12 protein-coding genes are annotated in these 14,055 nt (G+C 68.0%); all 12 read right to left on the bottom strand.

The genetic code is table 11. The annotated features are described in order from the left end of the window. Positions 1 to 14 precede the first annotated feature (14 nt). A complete protein-coding gene (locus C3942_RS14530; protein WP_165797461.1) occupies positions 15 to 590 on the bottom strand; it encodes a YfaZ family outer membrane protein in 576 nt (191 codons plus the stop codon). A 35-nt stretch (positions 591 to 625) separates the two neighbouring features. Further along, positions 626 to 2,068: a dihydrolipoyl dehydrogenase gene (gene lpdA / locus C3942_RS14525; protein ID WP_104231083.1), complete on the bottom strand. Its 1,443-nt coding sequence runs from the start codon at positions 2,066 to 2,068 to the stop codon at positions 626 to 628. Positions 2,069 to 2,157: 89 nt separating this feature from the next. Beyond that, positions 2,158 to 2,745, bottom strand: coding sequence for a PqiC family protein (locus C3942_RS14520; RefSeq protein WP_104231082.1), 588 nt, complete (start codon positions 2,743 to 2,745; stop codon positions 2,158 to 2,160). Beyond that, positions 2,742 to 4,397: a PqiB family protein gene (locus C3942_RS14515; RefSeq protein ID WP_104231081.1), complete on the bottom strand. Its 1,656-nt coding sequence runs from the start codon at positions 4,395 to 4,397 to the stop codon at positions 2,742 to 2,744. Before C3942_RS14515 ends, C3942_RS14520 begins: the two co-directional genes overlap by 4 nt. Further along, the gene (locus C3942_RS14510; protein ID WP_104231254.1) at positions 4,394 to 4,990 is read right to left on the bottom strand and encodes a paraquat-inducible protein A; all 597 of its coding nucleotides are present in this window, start codon (positions 4,988 to 4,990) and stop codon (positions 4,394 to 4,396) included. The genes C3942_RS14515 and C3942_RS14510 overlap by 4 nt, the downstream gene beginning before the upstream one ends. 26 nt (positions 4,991 to 5,016) lie before the next feature. Further along, complete coding sequence (locus C3942_RS14505; protein WP_104231080.1) at positions 5,017 to 5,637, bottom strand: paraquat-inducible protein A; 621 nt, start codon at positions 5,635 to 5,637, stop codon at positions 5,017 to 5,019. Positions 5,638 to 5,839: 202 nt separating this feature from the next. After that, positions 5,840 to 6,697 (bottom strand): metal-dependent hydrolase, encoded by an 858-nt coding sequence (locus tag C3942_RS14500; protein WP_165797460.1) that lies wholly within the window; start codon positions 6,695 to 6,697, stop codon positions 5,840 to 5,842. Between the two features lie 233 nt (positions 6,698 to 6,930). Then, complete coding sequence (locus C3942_RS14495) at positions 6,931 to 7,980, bottom strand: AraC family transcriptional regulator (protein WP_104231078.1); 1,050 nt, start codon at positions 7,978 to 7,980, stop codon at positions 6,931 to 6,933. A gap of 81 nt (positions 7,981 to 8,061) precedes the next feature. Beyond that, positions 8,062 to 9,273 (bottom strand): 2-oxoglutarate dehydrogenase complex dihydrolipoyllysine-residue succinyltransferase, encoded by a 1,212-nt coding sequence (gene odhB, locus C3942_RS14490; protein WP_104231077.1) that lies wholly within the window; start codon positions 9,271 to 9,273, stop codon positions 8,062 to 8,064. A 54-nt stretch (positions 9,274 to 9,327) separates the two neighbouring features. Then, a complete protein-coding gene (locus C3942_RS14485; RefSeq protein ID WP_104231076.1) occupies positions 9,328 to 12,177 on the bottom strand; it encodes a 2-oxoglutarate dehydrogenase E1 component in 2,850 nt (949 codons plus the stop codon). Between the two features lie 47 nt (positions 12,178 to 12,224). Then, positions 12,225 to 13,133, bottom strand: coding sequence for a UTP--glucose-1-phosphate uridylyltransferase GalU (gene galU / locus C3942_RS14480; protein WP_104231075.1), 909 nt, complete (start codon positions 13,131 to 13,133; stop codon positions 12,225 to 12,227). 60 nt (positions 13,134 to 13,193) lie between these two features. Next, positions 13,194 to 14,036, bottom strand: coding sequence for a MaoC family dehydratase (locus C3942_RS14475; protein WP_133164310.1), 843 nt, complete (start codon positions 14,034 to 14,036; stop codon positions 13,194 to 13,196). Between the last annotated feature and the right edge of the window lie 19 nt (positions 14,037 to 14,055).

The following is a 14,055-nucleotide window of genomic DNA, read 5'->3' as shown; positions in this document are numbered from 1 at the left end:
GTCCCCGGTCCTCTTTAGAAATTGAGCCGCAGCCCGACATTGAAGCCGTCGTCGGCCTCGATCTCGCCGCCGCCGTCGATGTCGGCCTGCACCTTGCGCCAGCCCACATAGACCGACGCGTCCTTGATCACCTCGTAGCCCAGGCTGAGGCCGACATCGAAGTACTTGTCGGTGTCACCGAAGGTGGTGACGTCGGGGGCGCCATAGGCATAGGCGCCGAGCGCGACGCGCTCGAAGCCCGGCAGGCGCACGTCCACCTGGCCGCCGAGGGCGACGGCGCCGCCCTCGTTGTTCTCGCCGTCGATGTAGGCCAGGCGCACGCCCAGGCCGGCCGTGACCTTGGCATCACGGGCGCCAGTGTCTCCGGTCAGCAGCACGCCGACATGCGGCACGAAGGCATCGGCGCCGTTCTCGGAGCGCCACAGGGCGCCGAGGTCGTACTGGCCCTTGGCGCCGGAGAAGACCGACGACAGCTCGCCTTCCAGGCCCACGCGCACGGCTTCCTCGCCGATGCTGGCGTCGAAGGTCGCCGCGGCGGCCGGCAGCGTCGCCAGGGCCAGGGTCGCACCGATGATTGCCTTTGCTTTCACTCTTCTCGCTCCTCGTTCGTATCGTGGGGCGCCGCTCAGGCGCGCTTGGGCTTGTTGATCGCGTGCACCGCGCGGCCGTCGACGAGCAGGATCGCGTCGTGGAAGGTCTCCGACAGCGAGGGATGCGCATGCATGATCAGCGCGATGTCCTCGGTGGTGGCGGCGAACTCCAGTGCGACCACGGCTTCGGCGATGAGTTCGGACACGAACGGGCCCACGGCATGCACGCCGAGGATGCGGTCGGTCTTGGCGTCGGAGATCACCTTGATCGTGCCCGCGGCCTGCTCCATGGCCTTGGCGCGGCCGCTGGCCATGAAGGAGCCGCTGCCGGTCTTGACCTCGTGGCCGGCGGCCTTGGCCTGCTCTTCGGACAGGCCGACCCAGGCGATTTCCGGCGCGGTGTAGACCACGCTCGGCACGGCGTTGTAGTTGACCTGGGTATGGTGGCCGGCGAGCTGCTCGGCCAGGGCCACGCCCTCCTCGATGCCCTTGTGCGCCAGCATGGCGCCGCCGATGACGTCACCCACGGCGTAGATGCCCGGCACGCTGGTCTTGTAGTGCGCATCCACCTGCACGAAGCCGCGCTCGGTCAGCTTCACGCCCACGGCCTCGGCATTGAGGCCGTTGGTGTTGGGACGGCGCCCGACGGCGACGATCAGCTTGTCGAATTCCTCGGTCTGGGCCTTGCCGTCCTGCTCGAACTCGACGGTCACGGCCTTCTTGCCGGCCTTGGCGCCCGACACCTTGGCGCCGAAGCGGATGTCCAGCCCCTGCTTGGTCAGGTGGCGCAGGGCCTCCTTGGAGATCGCGGCGTCGACCATCGGCAGGAAGCCCGGCAGCGCCTCCAGGATGGTGACCTTGGCACCCAGGCGCGACCAGACGCTGCCCAGCTCCACGCCGATCACGCCGGCGCCGATCACGCCCAGGCGCTTGGGCACCTCGGTGAAGTCCAGCGCGCCCCAGGAATCGACGATGCGGTCGCCGTCGAAGGGAGCGATCTTGCTCAGGTTCACCGGCTCCGAGCCGGTGGCGATGACGATGTGCTTGGCGCTCAGCACCTGGGTCTGGCCGTCATGCGACTTGTATTCGACCTGGCCGTTGCCCAGCAGCTTGCCGGTGCCGAACAGGCCGGTGACCTTGCTGGCGGTGAACAGCTGCTTGATGCCGCCGGTGAGTGCCTTGGACACCTCGGTCTTGCGCGCCTGCATCTTCGCCAGGTCGACGCTGACGTCGCCCACGCCGATGCCATGCTTGGCGAACTCGTGCTGGGCACGGTGCACCAGCTCGGAGGATTCCAGCAGGGCCTTGGAGGGGATGCAGCCGGCATTGAGGCAGGTGCCGCCGAAGGCCGGGGTGCTGTCCTTGTTGATCCAGGCATCGATGCAGGCCGTCTTGAAGCCCAGCTGGGAGGCACGGATCGCGCAGGGGTAGCCGGCGGGACCGCCGCCGATGACAACGACGTCGTATTGTTCGCTCATGTTCTTTTCCTTGAGGGCGCGGCTATTTTAGAACGTTCGCGCGGCGCTGCGCGCCATACCGCGGCTTTCGTCCGGATGCAGGTGGAATCTCATAGTCCGGCCGGGCAGGCCGATGCCGCCCCCGGCGACAGCGCCATGGCGATCTGCCCGGCCAGGCGGCGCAGCAGGCGCTGATGGCCTGCCACCAGGCCGGCGGTGTCCGTGCCGACCGCCTCCTGGGCCGCGAAGGCGCAGGTCAGCGCCGCCTTGGCGCCGCCGGCGCCGCGCAGGCTCCAGACGCCTTCCCAGCGCACGGCCCGGCCCGGCATGGTCTCGAAGGCCTGCAGCTCCAGCTTGAGCCGGTACAGCGGCGTGTCGGGCGGCGGCGGCAGCGCATGGATGTCGCGCAGCCCTTGCGCGGCCAGGGCCGCCACCAGGGCGCCGCGGATCTCGGCGTCCAGGGGCGAAGCCCACTGCTGGCGTTCCAGCAGGGCCAGGCTGGCGTCGCCCTGGCGGACCACCAGCTGCGGCGTGTCGACCTGCAGCGGCACCGAGACGGCCTGCACGTCGATCCAGCGCGCCGCGCCCGCCGGCGCGGCGGCCGGCGGCGCCGACAGGGTGAAGTAGTTCGGCGCCGACATGGCGGCGCAGCCGGACAGCCACAGGGCGAGCAGGGTCAGCGGGAGGGCGTGCTTCACGGCGGGGTCTGCTCCAGTCCTTGTTGAGGCAGGGGCGACAGGCGCAGCAGCACCGGATCGTCCGGCTTGCCGCGCAGCAGCGACTGAGGATGGCGCTGCAGGCCCTCGGTCAGCGCGCGCAGCGAGCGCGCCGCGCGATCCACCGACTCCAGCGTGCCGCGCAGGTCCTGCTGCATCGGCCCGTCGGCCCCCAGCGCCTCCTCGGCGCTGCGCAGCGTCTGGCGCGCCTGCTCCAGGGTCTGCCGCATCTCCGGCGCCACCTGGCCGTCGAGCGTCTTCAGCAGCTGGTTGGCCTCGGCCAGGCTGTCGCGCAGCTGCAGGCCGATCTCGTCGAAGGGCACCTTCTCGATCTTGTCGACGATGTTGGCGATCTGCGACTGCAGCTGGTCGAAGCTGCCCGGCACGGTCGGCACCACCAGGGCGCCGGCCTGCGGCGGCGCCAGCGTGGGCTCGCCCTTGGGCAGGAAGTCCATGGCCACGTACTGCTGGCCGGTGAGCAGGTTGCCGCTGCGCAGTTGCGCGCGCAGGCTCTGTGCGATCAGCCGCTCGAACACCCGCCGCGGCGCCTCGCCGTCGGCCTGCCTCAGCTTGCTGCGCAGGGCCAGGTAGGCATTGCCCAGCCGCTCCGGATAGATCACTGCCCCCACGTCCGCCGCGAAGCGCTGGCGCGCCGCGTCGTACTCGAAGTCGATCCGCGTGACCTCGCCCAGCTGCAGGCCGTGGAAGTCCACCGGAGCACCGACCGCCAGGCCGCGCACCGACTGGTAGAAGCGCAGGCGCAGGGCCAGCAGGACCTTGTCCTGGGGCGCCATCGCCGCGGCCATGTCGTTGTAGAGGCGGAAGCGCAGGCCTTCGGCCGCCGGCGGCTCGCCGTTGTCCGGCGCCTGGAAGGCGACGCCGCCGGCGATGACGCTGACCAGGGACTGGGTGTTGAGCTTGAAGCCCTGCGGCCCGACATTGACGTCGACGCCGCTGGCGTTCCAGAAGCGGCTGGAGGGCGTCACGAAGCGGTCGTAGGGCGCATCGACGAAGACCTGCAGGCTGACGCCCCGGCCGTCCGGATCCAGCTCGTAGCCCACCACGCGCCCGACCGGGATGCGGCGGTAGTAGACCGGCGAGCCCAGGTTGAGCGAACCCAGGTCCGCGGCGGCCAGGCGGAAGCCGCGGCCCTGGCTGTCGTTGGTGACGGCCGGCGGCACTTCCAGCCCCTGGAAGGCGCGCTGGCTTTCCGCCGACTTGCCGATGTCCACGCCGATGTAGGCGCCGGACAGCAGCGTATTGAGGCCCGACACGCCGCCGAGGTCCGCCCGGGGGCGCACGATCCAGAAGCGCGAATCGGCCACGGCGGCCCTCGAGGCATCCTTGTTCAGGTCCACCGTCACCTTGACGCGCGTGAAGTCCTCGGCCAGTTCGATGCTGCGCACCTTGCCGATCACCACCTCCTTGAAGCGCAGCTGGGTCTTGCCCTCCTCCAGGCCCTCGGCGGTCTTGAACTCGATGGTGATCGTCGGCCCGGCCAGCATCCAGGTGCGGACCAGAAGCCCCAGGCCGACCAGGGCCGCCACCAGGGGCACCAGCCAGACCAGCGAGAACCGCCAGCGCGGCGGCCGGTGCACCACAGGCTCGGGAACTCCGTCGTCGTCGTCGGTCATGTCTTCTCGGGAGTATCCCAGATCAGGCGGGGGTCGAAGCTCAGCGAGGCCATCATCGTCAGCAGCACCACTCCGCCGAAGCAGATGGCCCCGCCGCCGGCCTCGACACGGCCGAACAGGTCGAAGCGCACCAGCGCCACCAGCAGGGCCACCACGAACACGTCCAGCATCGACCAGTGGCCGATCTTCTCGATGATGCGGTACAGGCGGGTACGGCCGACGCGGTCGCGCGAACTGCCGCGGTGCACGCTGACCAGCAGGGTCAACAGGGCGATGAACTTGCCGATGGGCACCATCACGCTGGCCACGAACACGATCACCGCCAGTTCCGGCGTACCGGCGGCCCAGAGGTAGATCACGCCGCTCATGATGGTGTCATCCGTCGAGTTGAACGGATTGATGGTCTTCATCATGGTCATCGTGTTCGCCGGGACGTACAGGATCATCGCGGCGATCAGGAAGGCCCAGCAGCGTTCCAGGCTCTGCGGCTTGCGCCAGCGCAGGCCGGCGCCGCAGCGCGCGCAGGAATTGCCTTCGACCGCCTGCGGGCGCTGCATCACATGGCCGCAGCGCCGGCAGCCGATCAGGCCCATCTCCGCGGCGGTGACGACGCGTCCGCTCACGCCGGCCTCCCCGCCTCGACATCCTCGGCGATATCCCACAGGTCCTGCAGGTCGTAGGACGTCAGCGCCGCCAGCAGCAGCGTCAGGATCGCGAAGCTCCACAGGCCGATGCCCGGGATCACCGTCATCACGCCGTGCAGCTTCACGATGGCGACCAGGATGCCGAGCATGAACACCTCGGCCATGCTCCAGGGCTGCATCAGGGACAGCGCATGCATGGCCTGGCGGAACTCCGCCGGCCGCCGGCCGCGGCGCAAGCCCAGCAGCACGTAGGCGAACAGGCAGATCTGCGACAGGGGGAAGAAGAAGACCAGCAGGGCCGAGATGAAGGCCACCGGCGCCACCCCCGACTCCCAGGTGGCGATCACCGCCCCCCAGATGGTGGCGGCGTTGTAGGCCCCCTGCGCATTGAGGGCGACCACCGGGTAAACGTTGGCCATCACGAACACGATCGCCGTGGCCAGGGTCAGCGCCAGCAGCCTCTCGAGGTCGAAGCGATGATGGCGGTAGAGGTGGTGGCCGCAGCGGGCACAGTCGGCGACCTCACCCGGCCGCAGCGGGCGCCGGGTGTAGACCGAATCGCATTGCTCGCATACCACCCACCGGTCCAGGCTCATCTACGGGGCTGAGTTCCTTGCGGTTTTTCCAGGCCGCAAGTCTAGCCGACATTCCTGCCCGGATTGGAGCGCCCGCCGGGAACCGGAGGAAAAATCCCCGGCGGGGCTTCACGGAATGCGGTCAATGCCACCCCGGCGCGGCGCCGGCGTGGGAGCTCGGCGACGCGGGCGATGCCATTCAGGCATCGCCGCAGCGCGGCGCTCACCCGGCGGCTACGACATCGCCCGCCCTGATGGGATCGCCGCTCTGGTCGTAGGCCGCGGTCCAGCGCCGGTAGATATCCATGTCGCCGTGCTTCCAGGGATGGAAGCCGGGGATGAAGTACAGCATGAAGTGCGGCAGCAGGCGCGGGTAGATGCCGCGCGGCCCATAGAGCCACCACAGGCCCCGCAGCCAGACGCGCCCGCGGTTCTGCACGCCGTCCACCTTGAACATGTGGTTCATGATCATGAAGACGTGCAGCGGGAAGGTCAGCGCCACCTGCAGCATCGACAGCACGCGCACCAGCCAGCTGCCCTTGGCCACCTTCTTGAAGACGTCGTAGGCCACCGCCTTGTGCTCGATCTCCTCGACCGCATGCCAGGCGTACATCGCGCGGATGCGGGGATCGGCATCCTTCATCAGGCCGGCGGAGAAGAAGCCGTGCGCCATCAGCGCGGTCATGTGCTCGGCCGCGGCGGTCTGGCCCAGGGTGTAGACCTTGGGCAGCCACTTGCGGAAGACGCCGAACATGATGCGCTTCTGCTCGTCGAGGATATGGTCCACCTCGATGCCCTGGGCCTTCAGGCGGTTGTTGAACTGGGTATGGACGATGCCGTGCTGGCCTTCCTGGTACATGAAGTCCTTGACCTGGGCCTTGAGCTCGGGATCCGTCACCTGGTCGCGGTAGTCGCGCACGCAGGCGATGAAGAACTTCTCGCCTTCGGGAAACAGCAGGGACATCGCGTCGAAGAAGCGTGTCTTGAAGGCATCGCCGCCGAACCAGTACCGGGGGATATCCCCTTCCAGCCCGAAGTCGGGTCCCTTGCGCGGCACGATGGCCTTGGCCGATCCGTCCATGTTCATCTCCTGAAGAGTCGTCGAGCCGACTTTAGGAGTCCGGACAAGGGGTTGACTATGACCTTGAACGACCGGAAGGGAACATTTCGCGACAGATGCGGAGGGGAGTTCCTCGGACGGCCATGGACGGCCATAGGGCGGTCCGAGCTCTCCGGACGCCCGGCCATGGAATGGTGGGTCAATCAGGGAACGGAGGTCCCGCCATGGATGGCCACCCCGCTTTTGCGCCCGCTTCAGCCCAACGGCGGCTTCCCGCCCCCTCGCCTGCGGAACTCGCTCGGCGAGGCCCCCGCCCAGCGCGTGAACGCCCGTGTGAAGCTGCGCCGGTCCGAGAAGCCCAGCCGCTCGCTGATCGTCTCCAGGTCCAGCTTCGGGTCTTCCAGGTCCTGCAGGGCCCGCCGGTAGCGCACCCGCCCCTGCAACTCGGCGAAGGCCTCGCCCTCTTCGTGCAGGCGCCGCTGCAGGGTGCGGGGGTGCAGGTCCAGCCGCTGCGCGACGCGCTCGATGCCCTGCCCCAGCAGCCGCGGCTCCTGGTCGAACACGGCCTCCACGGCCGCAATCAGGCCGCTGCGGCGCGGCATCTTGGCCAGGCGCTGACTGACGCGCTGCTCGGCCTGGCCGTGCAGCGAAGGGAAGCCTCCCGCCAGCGGCTGGTCGAGGCGGTTGCGCGGGAACTCCAGGGCATTGAGCGGCTGCGAGAAGCGTACCGGCAGGCGGAAGGAGCGCGCATAGACCGCGGCATAGGGCGGCTCGGCGAAGCGCAGCCGCAGCACGGCGTCGGCTTCCAGGTCGGCGGCGATGCTGCGACCGAACTTGATGATGGCGGCAAACAGCGACTCCACGAAGTAGGCGCCGATGCGCCCCTCCGGCTCCGCGGGGTCCTGCTCGCGCACCAGCACCAGGCGCGCGAGCTCGCCCTCCTCTTCCAGGCGCACATCGATCATCGGATTGATCAAGGTGCGCACCCAATCGAACACGCGCACGGCCTGCCGCAGCGTCGGGCTGGTGGCCACGAACGTGGCCAGGTCCGGCAGGTAGTCGAAGGCGAAGGTCTCGCCCAGCACGAAGGGAAAGTGCTGCTCGCGCGAGCGTTCGACGCAGGCCTCCATCACCTGCCCCATCAGCGGCAGGCTGATGGTGGCTTCCTCCAGGTTCACCAGGTTGGTCTGGATGCCCAGTTCATCGAAGATCGGGCGGATGTTGAAGCCGCAGTGCGCCGCCGCATTGACCCAGTTGGGCAGCGTGATGAAGGGCAGCGGGTCGTTGTGCAGCGGGGCGCTCATGCCCCCCGAGTATGCCGCAGCCCCGGCAAAAACAAACCGGCCCCCAGGAGGGGGCCGGTGTCGTTGCAGCCAACCCTCGCCTTAGAGCGAGAGCAGGATCTTGGCCGGATCCTCGAGGCATTCCTTGATCGTGCGCAGGCCCAGCACGGCTTCCTTGCCGTCGATGATGCGGTGATCGTAGGACAGCGCCAGGTACATCATCGGGCGGATCACGATCTCGCCGTTGACCACCATCGGACGCTCGGTGATGCCGTGCATGCCGAGGATGGCGGACTGCGGAGGATTCAGGATCGGCGTCGACATCATCGAGCCGAACACGCCGCCGTTGGTGATGGAGAACGTACCGCCGGTGAGGTCCTCCATCGTCAGCTTGTTGGCCTTGGCGCGGCTGCCGAAGTCGCCGATGGCCTTCTCGATCTCGGCCATGGAATGCTGGTCGGCATCGCGCAGGATCGGCACCACCAGGCCGCGCTCGGACGACACGGCCACGCCGATGTCGTAGTAGCCGTGGTAGATGATGTCCTGGCCGTCGACGGAGGCGTTCAGCACCGGGTACTTCTTCAGCGCCTCGATCGCCGCCTTGATGAAGAAGCTCATGAAGCCGAGCTTCACGCCATGGGATTTCTCGAACTGGTCCTTGTACCGGGCGCGCAGCTCGGACACGGCCTTCAGGTCCACCTCGTTGAAGGTGGTCAGCATGGCGGTGTTGTTCTTGGCCTCCAGCAGGCGCTCGGCGATGCGCTGGCGGATGCGCGTCATCGGCACGCGCTGCTCCTCGCGGGCACCGGCCACGCGCGGTGCCGGGGCGGCGGCGGGTGCCGCGGCCTTGGGTGCCGGAGCCTGCGGCTTGGCGGCATGGGCCTTCACGTCTTCCACGGTCAGGCGGCCGCCCTTGCCCGTGCCGCTGATCTGCGAGGCCGACAGGCCCAGCTCCGACAGCAGCTTGCGCACCGCGGGCGACTGGTCCTCGTTGCCGCCGGCCGGGGCCGCCGGAGCGGAGGCCGTCGCCGGCTTGGCCGCCTCCGCCTTGGCGGCCGGGGCCGCCGCTGCCGCGGCGCCCTCTTCCAGCAGTCCGAGCACGTCACCGGCCTGCACGGTGGCACCCGGCTGCACGCGGATCTCGGTGAGCACGCCGTCGGCGGTGGCCGGCACTTCCAGCACGACCTTGTCCGTTTCCAGGTCGACGAGGTTCTGCTCGCGCTTGACCGCGTCACCAGCCTTCAGGTGCCAGGTGGCGACGGTAGCGGAGGAGACCGATTCAGGCAGGTTGGGGACTTTGATTTCGATGGCCATTGTTCTTTTCCTGGAGCGATGTCTGTTTCGTTCTGTTCTGGGGTTGGCAGCCGACTAGTTGGGCTTGCCGGCAGTGAGGGCGGCGCGGACCAGCTCCTCCTGCTCCTTCTGGTGCACCTTGAGATAACCCACCGCGGTGCTCGACGAGCCCTGGCGGGTGACGTAGAGCAGGCGGTGCTGCGGCTGCACGTGCGCCGCGAGGCGGTGCTTGATCTGGTACCAGGCGCCCTGGTTCTCGGGCTCCTCCTGGCACCACACCACGTCCTTGGCGTTGGGATACTTCGCCAGCGCCTCCTCGAAGCCGTCGCGCGGGAACGGATACAGCTGTTCGATGCGCACCAGGGCGATGTTGTAGGCCTTGTCCTTCTCGCGCGCCTGGAACAGGTCGAAGTAGACCTTGCCCGAGCAGAACACGATGCGCGTCACCTTGGCGGCGTCGAGCTTCTCGGTCTCCTGGATCACGGTCTGGAAACGGCCCTTGGTCAGGTCGTCCAGCGTCGACACCGACAGCGGATGGCGCAGCAGGCTCTTGGGCGTCATCACGATCAGCGGCAGGCGGTAGTTGCGCTTCACCTGGCGACGCAGCATGTGGAACATCTGCGCCGGCGTCGAGGGCACGCAGACCTGCTGGTTGTTCTCGGCGCAGAGCTGCAGCCAGCGTTCGAGGCGGCCGGAGGAATGCTCCGGGCCCTGGCCCTCGTAGCCATGCGGCAGGAATACGCTCAGGCCGCAGAGACGGCCCCACTTGGAGAAGCCCGAGGCGATGAACTGGTCGAACAGCACCTGCGCGCCGTTGGCGAAGTCGCCGAACTGCGCTTCCCAGACCACCAGGGTTTCCGGGTCGGTGGTGGCATAGCCGTATTCGAAGCCGAGCACGCCTTCTTCCGACAGCAGCGTGTCGTTGACTGAGAAGCGGTGCTCGCCGGGAACCAGGTTCTTCAGCGGCGTGTAGCGCGCGCCGTTCTTGTAGTCGTGCACCGTGGCATGGCGGTGGAAGAAGGTGCCGCGCTGCACGTCCTGGCCGCAGAGGCGCACGTCGAAGCCTTCGTTGAGGTTCGCCGCGTAGGCCATGGTTTCGGCGAAGCCCCAGTCCATCGGCAGCTCGCCGGCCGCCATGCGGGCGCGGTCCTCGTAGATCTTCTGCACGCGCGGATGCAGCGTGAAGCCTTCCGGCAGCGTCAGCAGCTTGCCCGAGAGGGCCTGCACCTGGTCGCGGGTCACGGAGGTGTCGGTGGGGGTATCCCAGCCGCCCTCGCGATACTTGGCCCAGTTGACCGTGTGCTTGTTGCCCACCAGGCCCAGCGTGATGCGGGCGATGTTCTCGCCCTTGTCGAGGCCGGCGCGGTAGGCCTTGGTCAGGTCCTCGGCATCGCCGCGGGTGATGGCCCCCTCCTCCTCCAGCTTCTTGGCGTAGAGGGCCATGGTGGTCGGGTGCTTCTTGACCGCCTCGTACATCACCGGGCTGGTCACCGAAGGCTCGTCGGCCTCGTTGTGGCCCCAGCGGCGGTAGCAGCAGATGTCGACGATGACGTCCTTGTGGAACTCGTTGCGGAAGTCCATCGCCAGGCGGGTCACGAAGACCACGGCCTCCGGATCGTCGCCGTTCACGTGGAATACGGGAGCTTCCAGCATCTTGGCCAGGTCCGTGCAGTAGCGCGAGGTGCGCGCCTCGCGGCCCGGCTCGGCCTCGATCGGGTTCGGCGTGGTGAAGCCGATCTGGTTGTTGACGATCACGTGCAGCGTGCCGCCGGTGCTGTAGCCCTTGGAGTGCGACAGCTGCAGGGTCTCCATCACGACGCCCTGGCCCGCGAACGCGGCATCGCCGTGGATCAGGATCGGCACGACGCGCTGGCCGATCTCGTCGCCACGCGCCACCTGGCGCGCCTTGACGCTGCCCTCCACCACCGGGTTGACGATTTCCAGGTGCGAGGGATTGAAGGCCAGCACCAGGTGCAGGCGCTTGCCGGCCACCTCGACGTCGGTGGAGAAGCCCATGTGGTACTTCACGTCGCCGGCGCGGCTCAGCGATTCGGCGGAGTACTTGCCCTCGAACTCGGCGAACAGGTCCGCCGGCGACTTGCCCAGCAGGTTGACCAGCACGTTGAGGCGGCCGCGGTGGGCCATGCCGATCACGACTTCCTCGACGTCGCGCGCCGCACAGCCGTGCAGCACCTCGTCCAGCGCCGGGATCAGCGAGTCGCCGCCTTCCAGCGAGAAGCGCTTCTGGCCGACGTACTTGTTGTGCAGGTAGCGCTCCAGGCCCTCGGCGGCGACGAGCTGCTTGAAGACTTCCTTCTTGCGATCCGGCGTCAGCTTGGGCTGGAACGCCGTGGTCTCGAGGCGCTGCTGGATCCAGCGCTTCTGCGCCGTCTCCGTGATGTACATGTACTCGGCGCCGATGGTGTCGGTGTAGACCGCCTTCAGCAGCTTGATGATGTCCTTCAGCGGCAGGCGGTCGGGGCCGGCCAGAGAGCCGGTGTTGAACACCGTGTCGAAGTCCTCGGGACCCAGGCCGTGGAAGGCCGGATCGAGGTCGCGCACCACCTCGACCGGGGCCAGGCCCAGCGGGTCGAGCTTGGCCACCTGGTGGCCGCGTACGCGGTAGTAGTTGATCAGGCGCAGGACGCCGGCCTGCTTCTCGGCGGCGCGGGCATCGAAGCCCGCCTCGGCGGCGGCGACGCGGCGCGGCTCACGCGCCATGCGCTCGAAGCGCGCCAGCACCTCGCTGTGCGCGATCTCGCGCGGGGCGCTCTGGTCCTGCACGTTGCGGAAGTAGGCCCGCCAGCCCGGATCGACCGAATCCGGATCCTCGAGGAACTGCTCGTAGTACGCCTCGATATAGGGCGCGTTGGCACCCTGTATGGAGGAAGATTCGATGAAACTCTGATACTTGCTTGTCGCCATATCCTGTCCTTCGATGTGCCTTCCTCCGCGCAAAGGGCGTCGCGGGGTCAGCCTTGCTTCTTTTCCTTGGGCGCCAGGGAATTCAGGTCCCCGGACATTTCTTTGAGGTACTCGGTGAACTCGTCGCCGATGTCGGCGTGCTTCATGCCGTACTCGACGTTGGCCTTGAGGTAGCCCAGCTTCGAGCCGCAGTCGTAGCGCGTGCCTTCGAACTCGTAGGCCAGCACCGTCTGTTCCTGGATCATCATGCTGATCGCATCGGTCAGCTGGATCTCGCCGCCGGCGCCGCGCGGGGTACGCTCCAGCAGCTTGAAGATGCGCGGAGTCAGGATGTAGCGGCCGACCACCGCCAGATCGCTCGGGGCATCTTCCTTCTTCGGCTTCTCGACGATGCGGCGCACCTCGCCCATGCCCGGGGCCACCGGCTGGACCTCGACGACGCCATAGCTGGAGATTTCGTCCTTGGGCACCTTCTGCACCGCGATCACGCTGGTGCCGTATTCCTGGTAGACGCGCTGCATCTGCGCCAGGCAGGGACGCAGCTTGCCGTCGATCAGGTCGTCCGCCAGGATCACCGAGAAGTCCTCGTCGCCCACCGCGGGCCAGGCGCAGAGTACGGCGTGGCCCAGGCCCAGCGCCTCAGCCTGCCGGATGTAGATGCAGGTCACGCCCGGTGGTAAGACTTCCCGGACGATCTCCAGCAGCTTTTCCTTGCCGCGCTGCTCCAGCTCGGTTTCCAGCTCGTAGGCCTTGTCGAAGTGATCCATGATGGAATTCTTCGAGCGGCCGGTGATGAAGATCAGCTCCTCGGCACCGGCGCTGATCGCTTCCTGCACGGCATACTGGATCAGGGGCTTGTCGACGATCGGCAGCATTTCCTTGGCGATCGCCTTGGTGGCGGGCAGGAATCGGGTACCGAGGCCGGCAACAGGGAAGACAGCTTTGCGGATCCGCATGGAGGACTCCTGGAATCTCTTTGTGTTTTCGGTGCTTGAACGTTGATTTTAACGCAAGTCTCAGCGCAATGAGCCGCCCAGGTGGACCTTGTCGGAGCTGCGCGCCAGCAAGGCGAAGTCGAGCCCCGCCGCGTTGCGCTGGTATTTCACCGCCACCTTGGCGGGCAGGAACACCGGCTGCTTGAAGGACACGTCCAGCACCGTCGGCTCGCGGCCCAGCTCCGCCTGCAGCAGCGCGGCGCAGCGCGCCAGCGACCACATGCCATGGGCGATATGGCGCTTGAAGCCCAGCAGCTTGGCGGTGGGGGTGTAGAGATGGATCGGGTTGTAGTCGCCCGACACGGCGGCGTAGCGGCGGCCCTGGTTCTCCGGGATGTCCAGCGCCAGGTACTCGGCCAGCTGCGCCGGCGGCGCGGCGGGGCGGCTGCCCCCACCCTGCTTGGGACCCGGCATGCGATGCAGGACGCCCATGGTGCAGGTGTACAGCACCTCGCCCTCCAGGCTGAACTCGATCACCAGCTCGAACTCCAGGCCGGCCTTGACCCGGCGGCTGCCGCCGGTGCGCACGCTGACCGCGTAGGTCTCGTCGATGCGCAGCGCACGCTTCTGCTCGATGAGGTTGCGGACGTGGACGATGCCCAGCATCGGCAGCGGGAACTCCGGCTGCGACATCAGGTGCATGGCCAGCGGATTGGCCAGCACGGCCGGATAGGTGATCGGCAGCGTCTCGCCGGGCTCGAAGCCGCAGACCTGGCAGTAGGCCGCCAGCTTGGCGGCATCGGCGCGCAGGCTGGCGATGCCGGTGGACAGGGCGGGAATCTGGGGTTCGCGGCCGGGCTTGCGCCGGCCGGTGCCGGCGGCCTTCAGCAGCAGCGGCAGCGCGGAGGGGATCTGTTCAAGCATGGTATTGATCGGCAAGGGA

It is taken from the genome of Solimonas fluminis (genome assembly GCF_002930645.1).
Classification (GTDB): domain Bacteria; phylum Pseudomonadota; class Gammaproteobacteria; order Nevskiales; family Nevskiaceae; genus Solimonas_A; species Solimonas_A fluminis.
Note: the sequence above shows the minus strand (reverse complement) of the source record. Positions and strands in the feature narration are given on the sequence as shown.

Bases quoted from the DNA above. Each gene is read 5' to 3' on its own strand.
- lpdA (WP_104231083.1), bottom strand. From the start codon at position 2,068: ATGAGCGAACAATACGACGTCGTTGTCATCGGCGGCGGTCCCGCCGGC.
- C3942_RS14515 (WP_104231081.1), bottom strand. From the start codon at position 4,397: ATGACCGACGACGACGACGGAGTTCCCGAGCCTGTGGTGCACCGGCCG.
- C3942_RS14510 (WP_104231254.1), bottom strand. From the start codon at position 4,990: ATGGGCCTGATCGGCTGCCGGCGCTGCGGCCATGTGATGCAGCGCCCG.
- C3942_RS14505 (WP_104231080.1), bottom strand. From the start codon at position 5,637: ATGAGCCTGGACCGGTGGGTGGTATGCGAGCAATGCGATTCGGTCTAC.
- C3942_RS14500 (WP_165797460.1), bottom strand. From the start codon at position 6,697: ATGGACGGATCGGCCAAGGCCATCGTGCCGCGCAAGGGACCCGACTTC.
- C3942_RS14495 (WP_104231078.1), bottom strand. From the start codon at position 7,980: ATGAGCGCCCCGCTGCACAACGACCCGCTGCCCTTCATCACGCTGCCC.
- odhB (WP_104231077.1), bottom strand. From the start codon at position 9,273: ATGGCCATCGAAATCAAAGTCCCCAACCTGCCTGAATCGGTCTCCTCC.
- C3942_RS14485 (WP_104231076.1), bottom strand. From the start codon at position 12,177: ATGGCGACAAGCAAGTATCAGAGTTTCATCGAATCTTCCTCCATACAG.
- galU (WP_104231075.1), bottom strand. From the start codon at position 13,133: ATGCGGATCCGCAAAGCTGTCTTCCCTGTTGCCGGCCTCGGTACCCGA.
- C3942_RS14475 (WP_133164310.1), bottom strand. From the start codon at position 14,036: ATGCTTGAACAGATCCCCTCCGCGCTGCCGCTGCTGCTGAAGGCCGCC.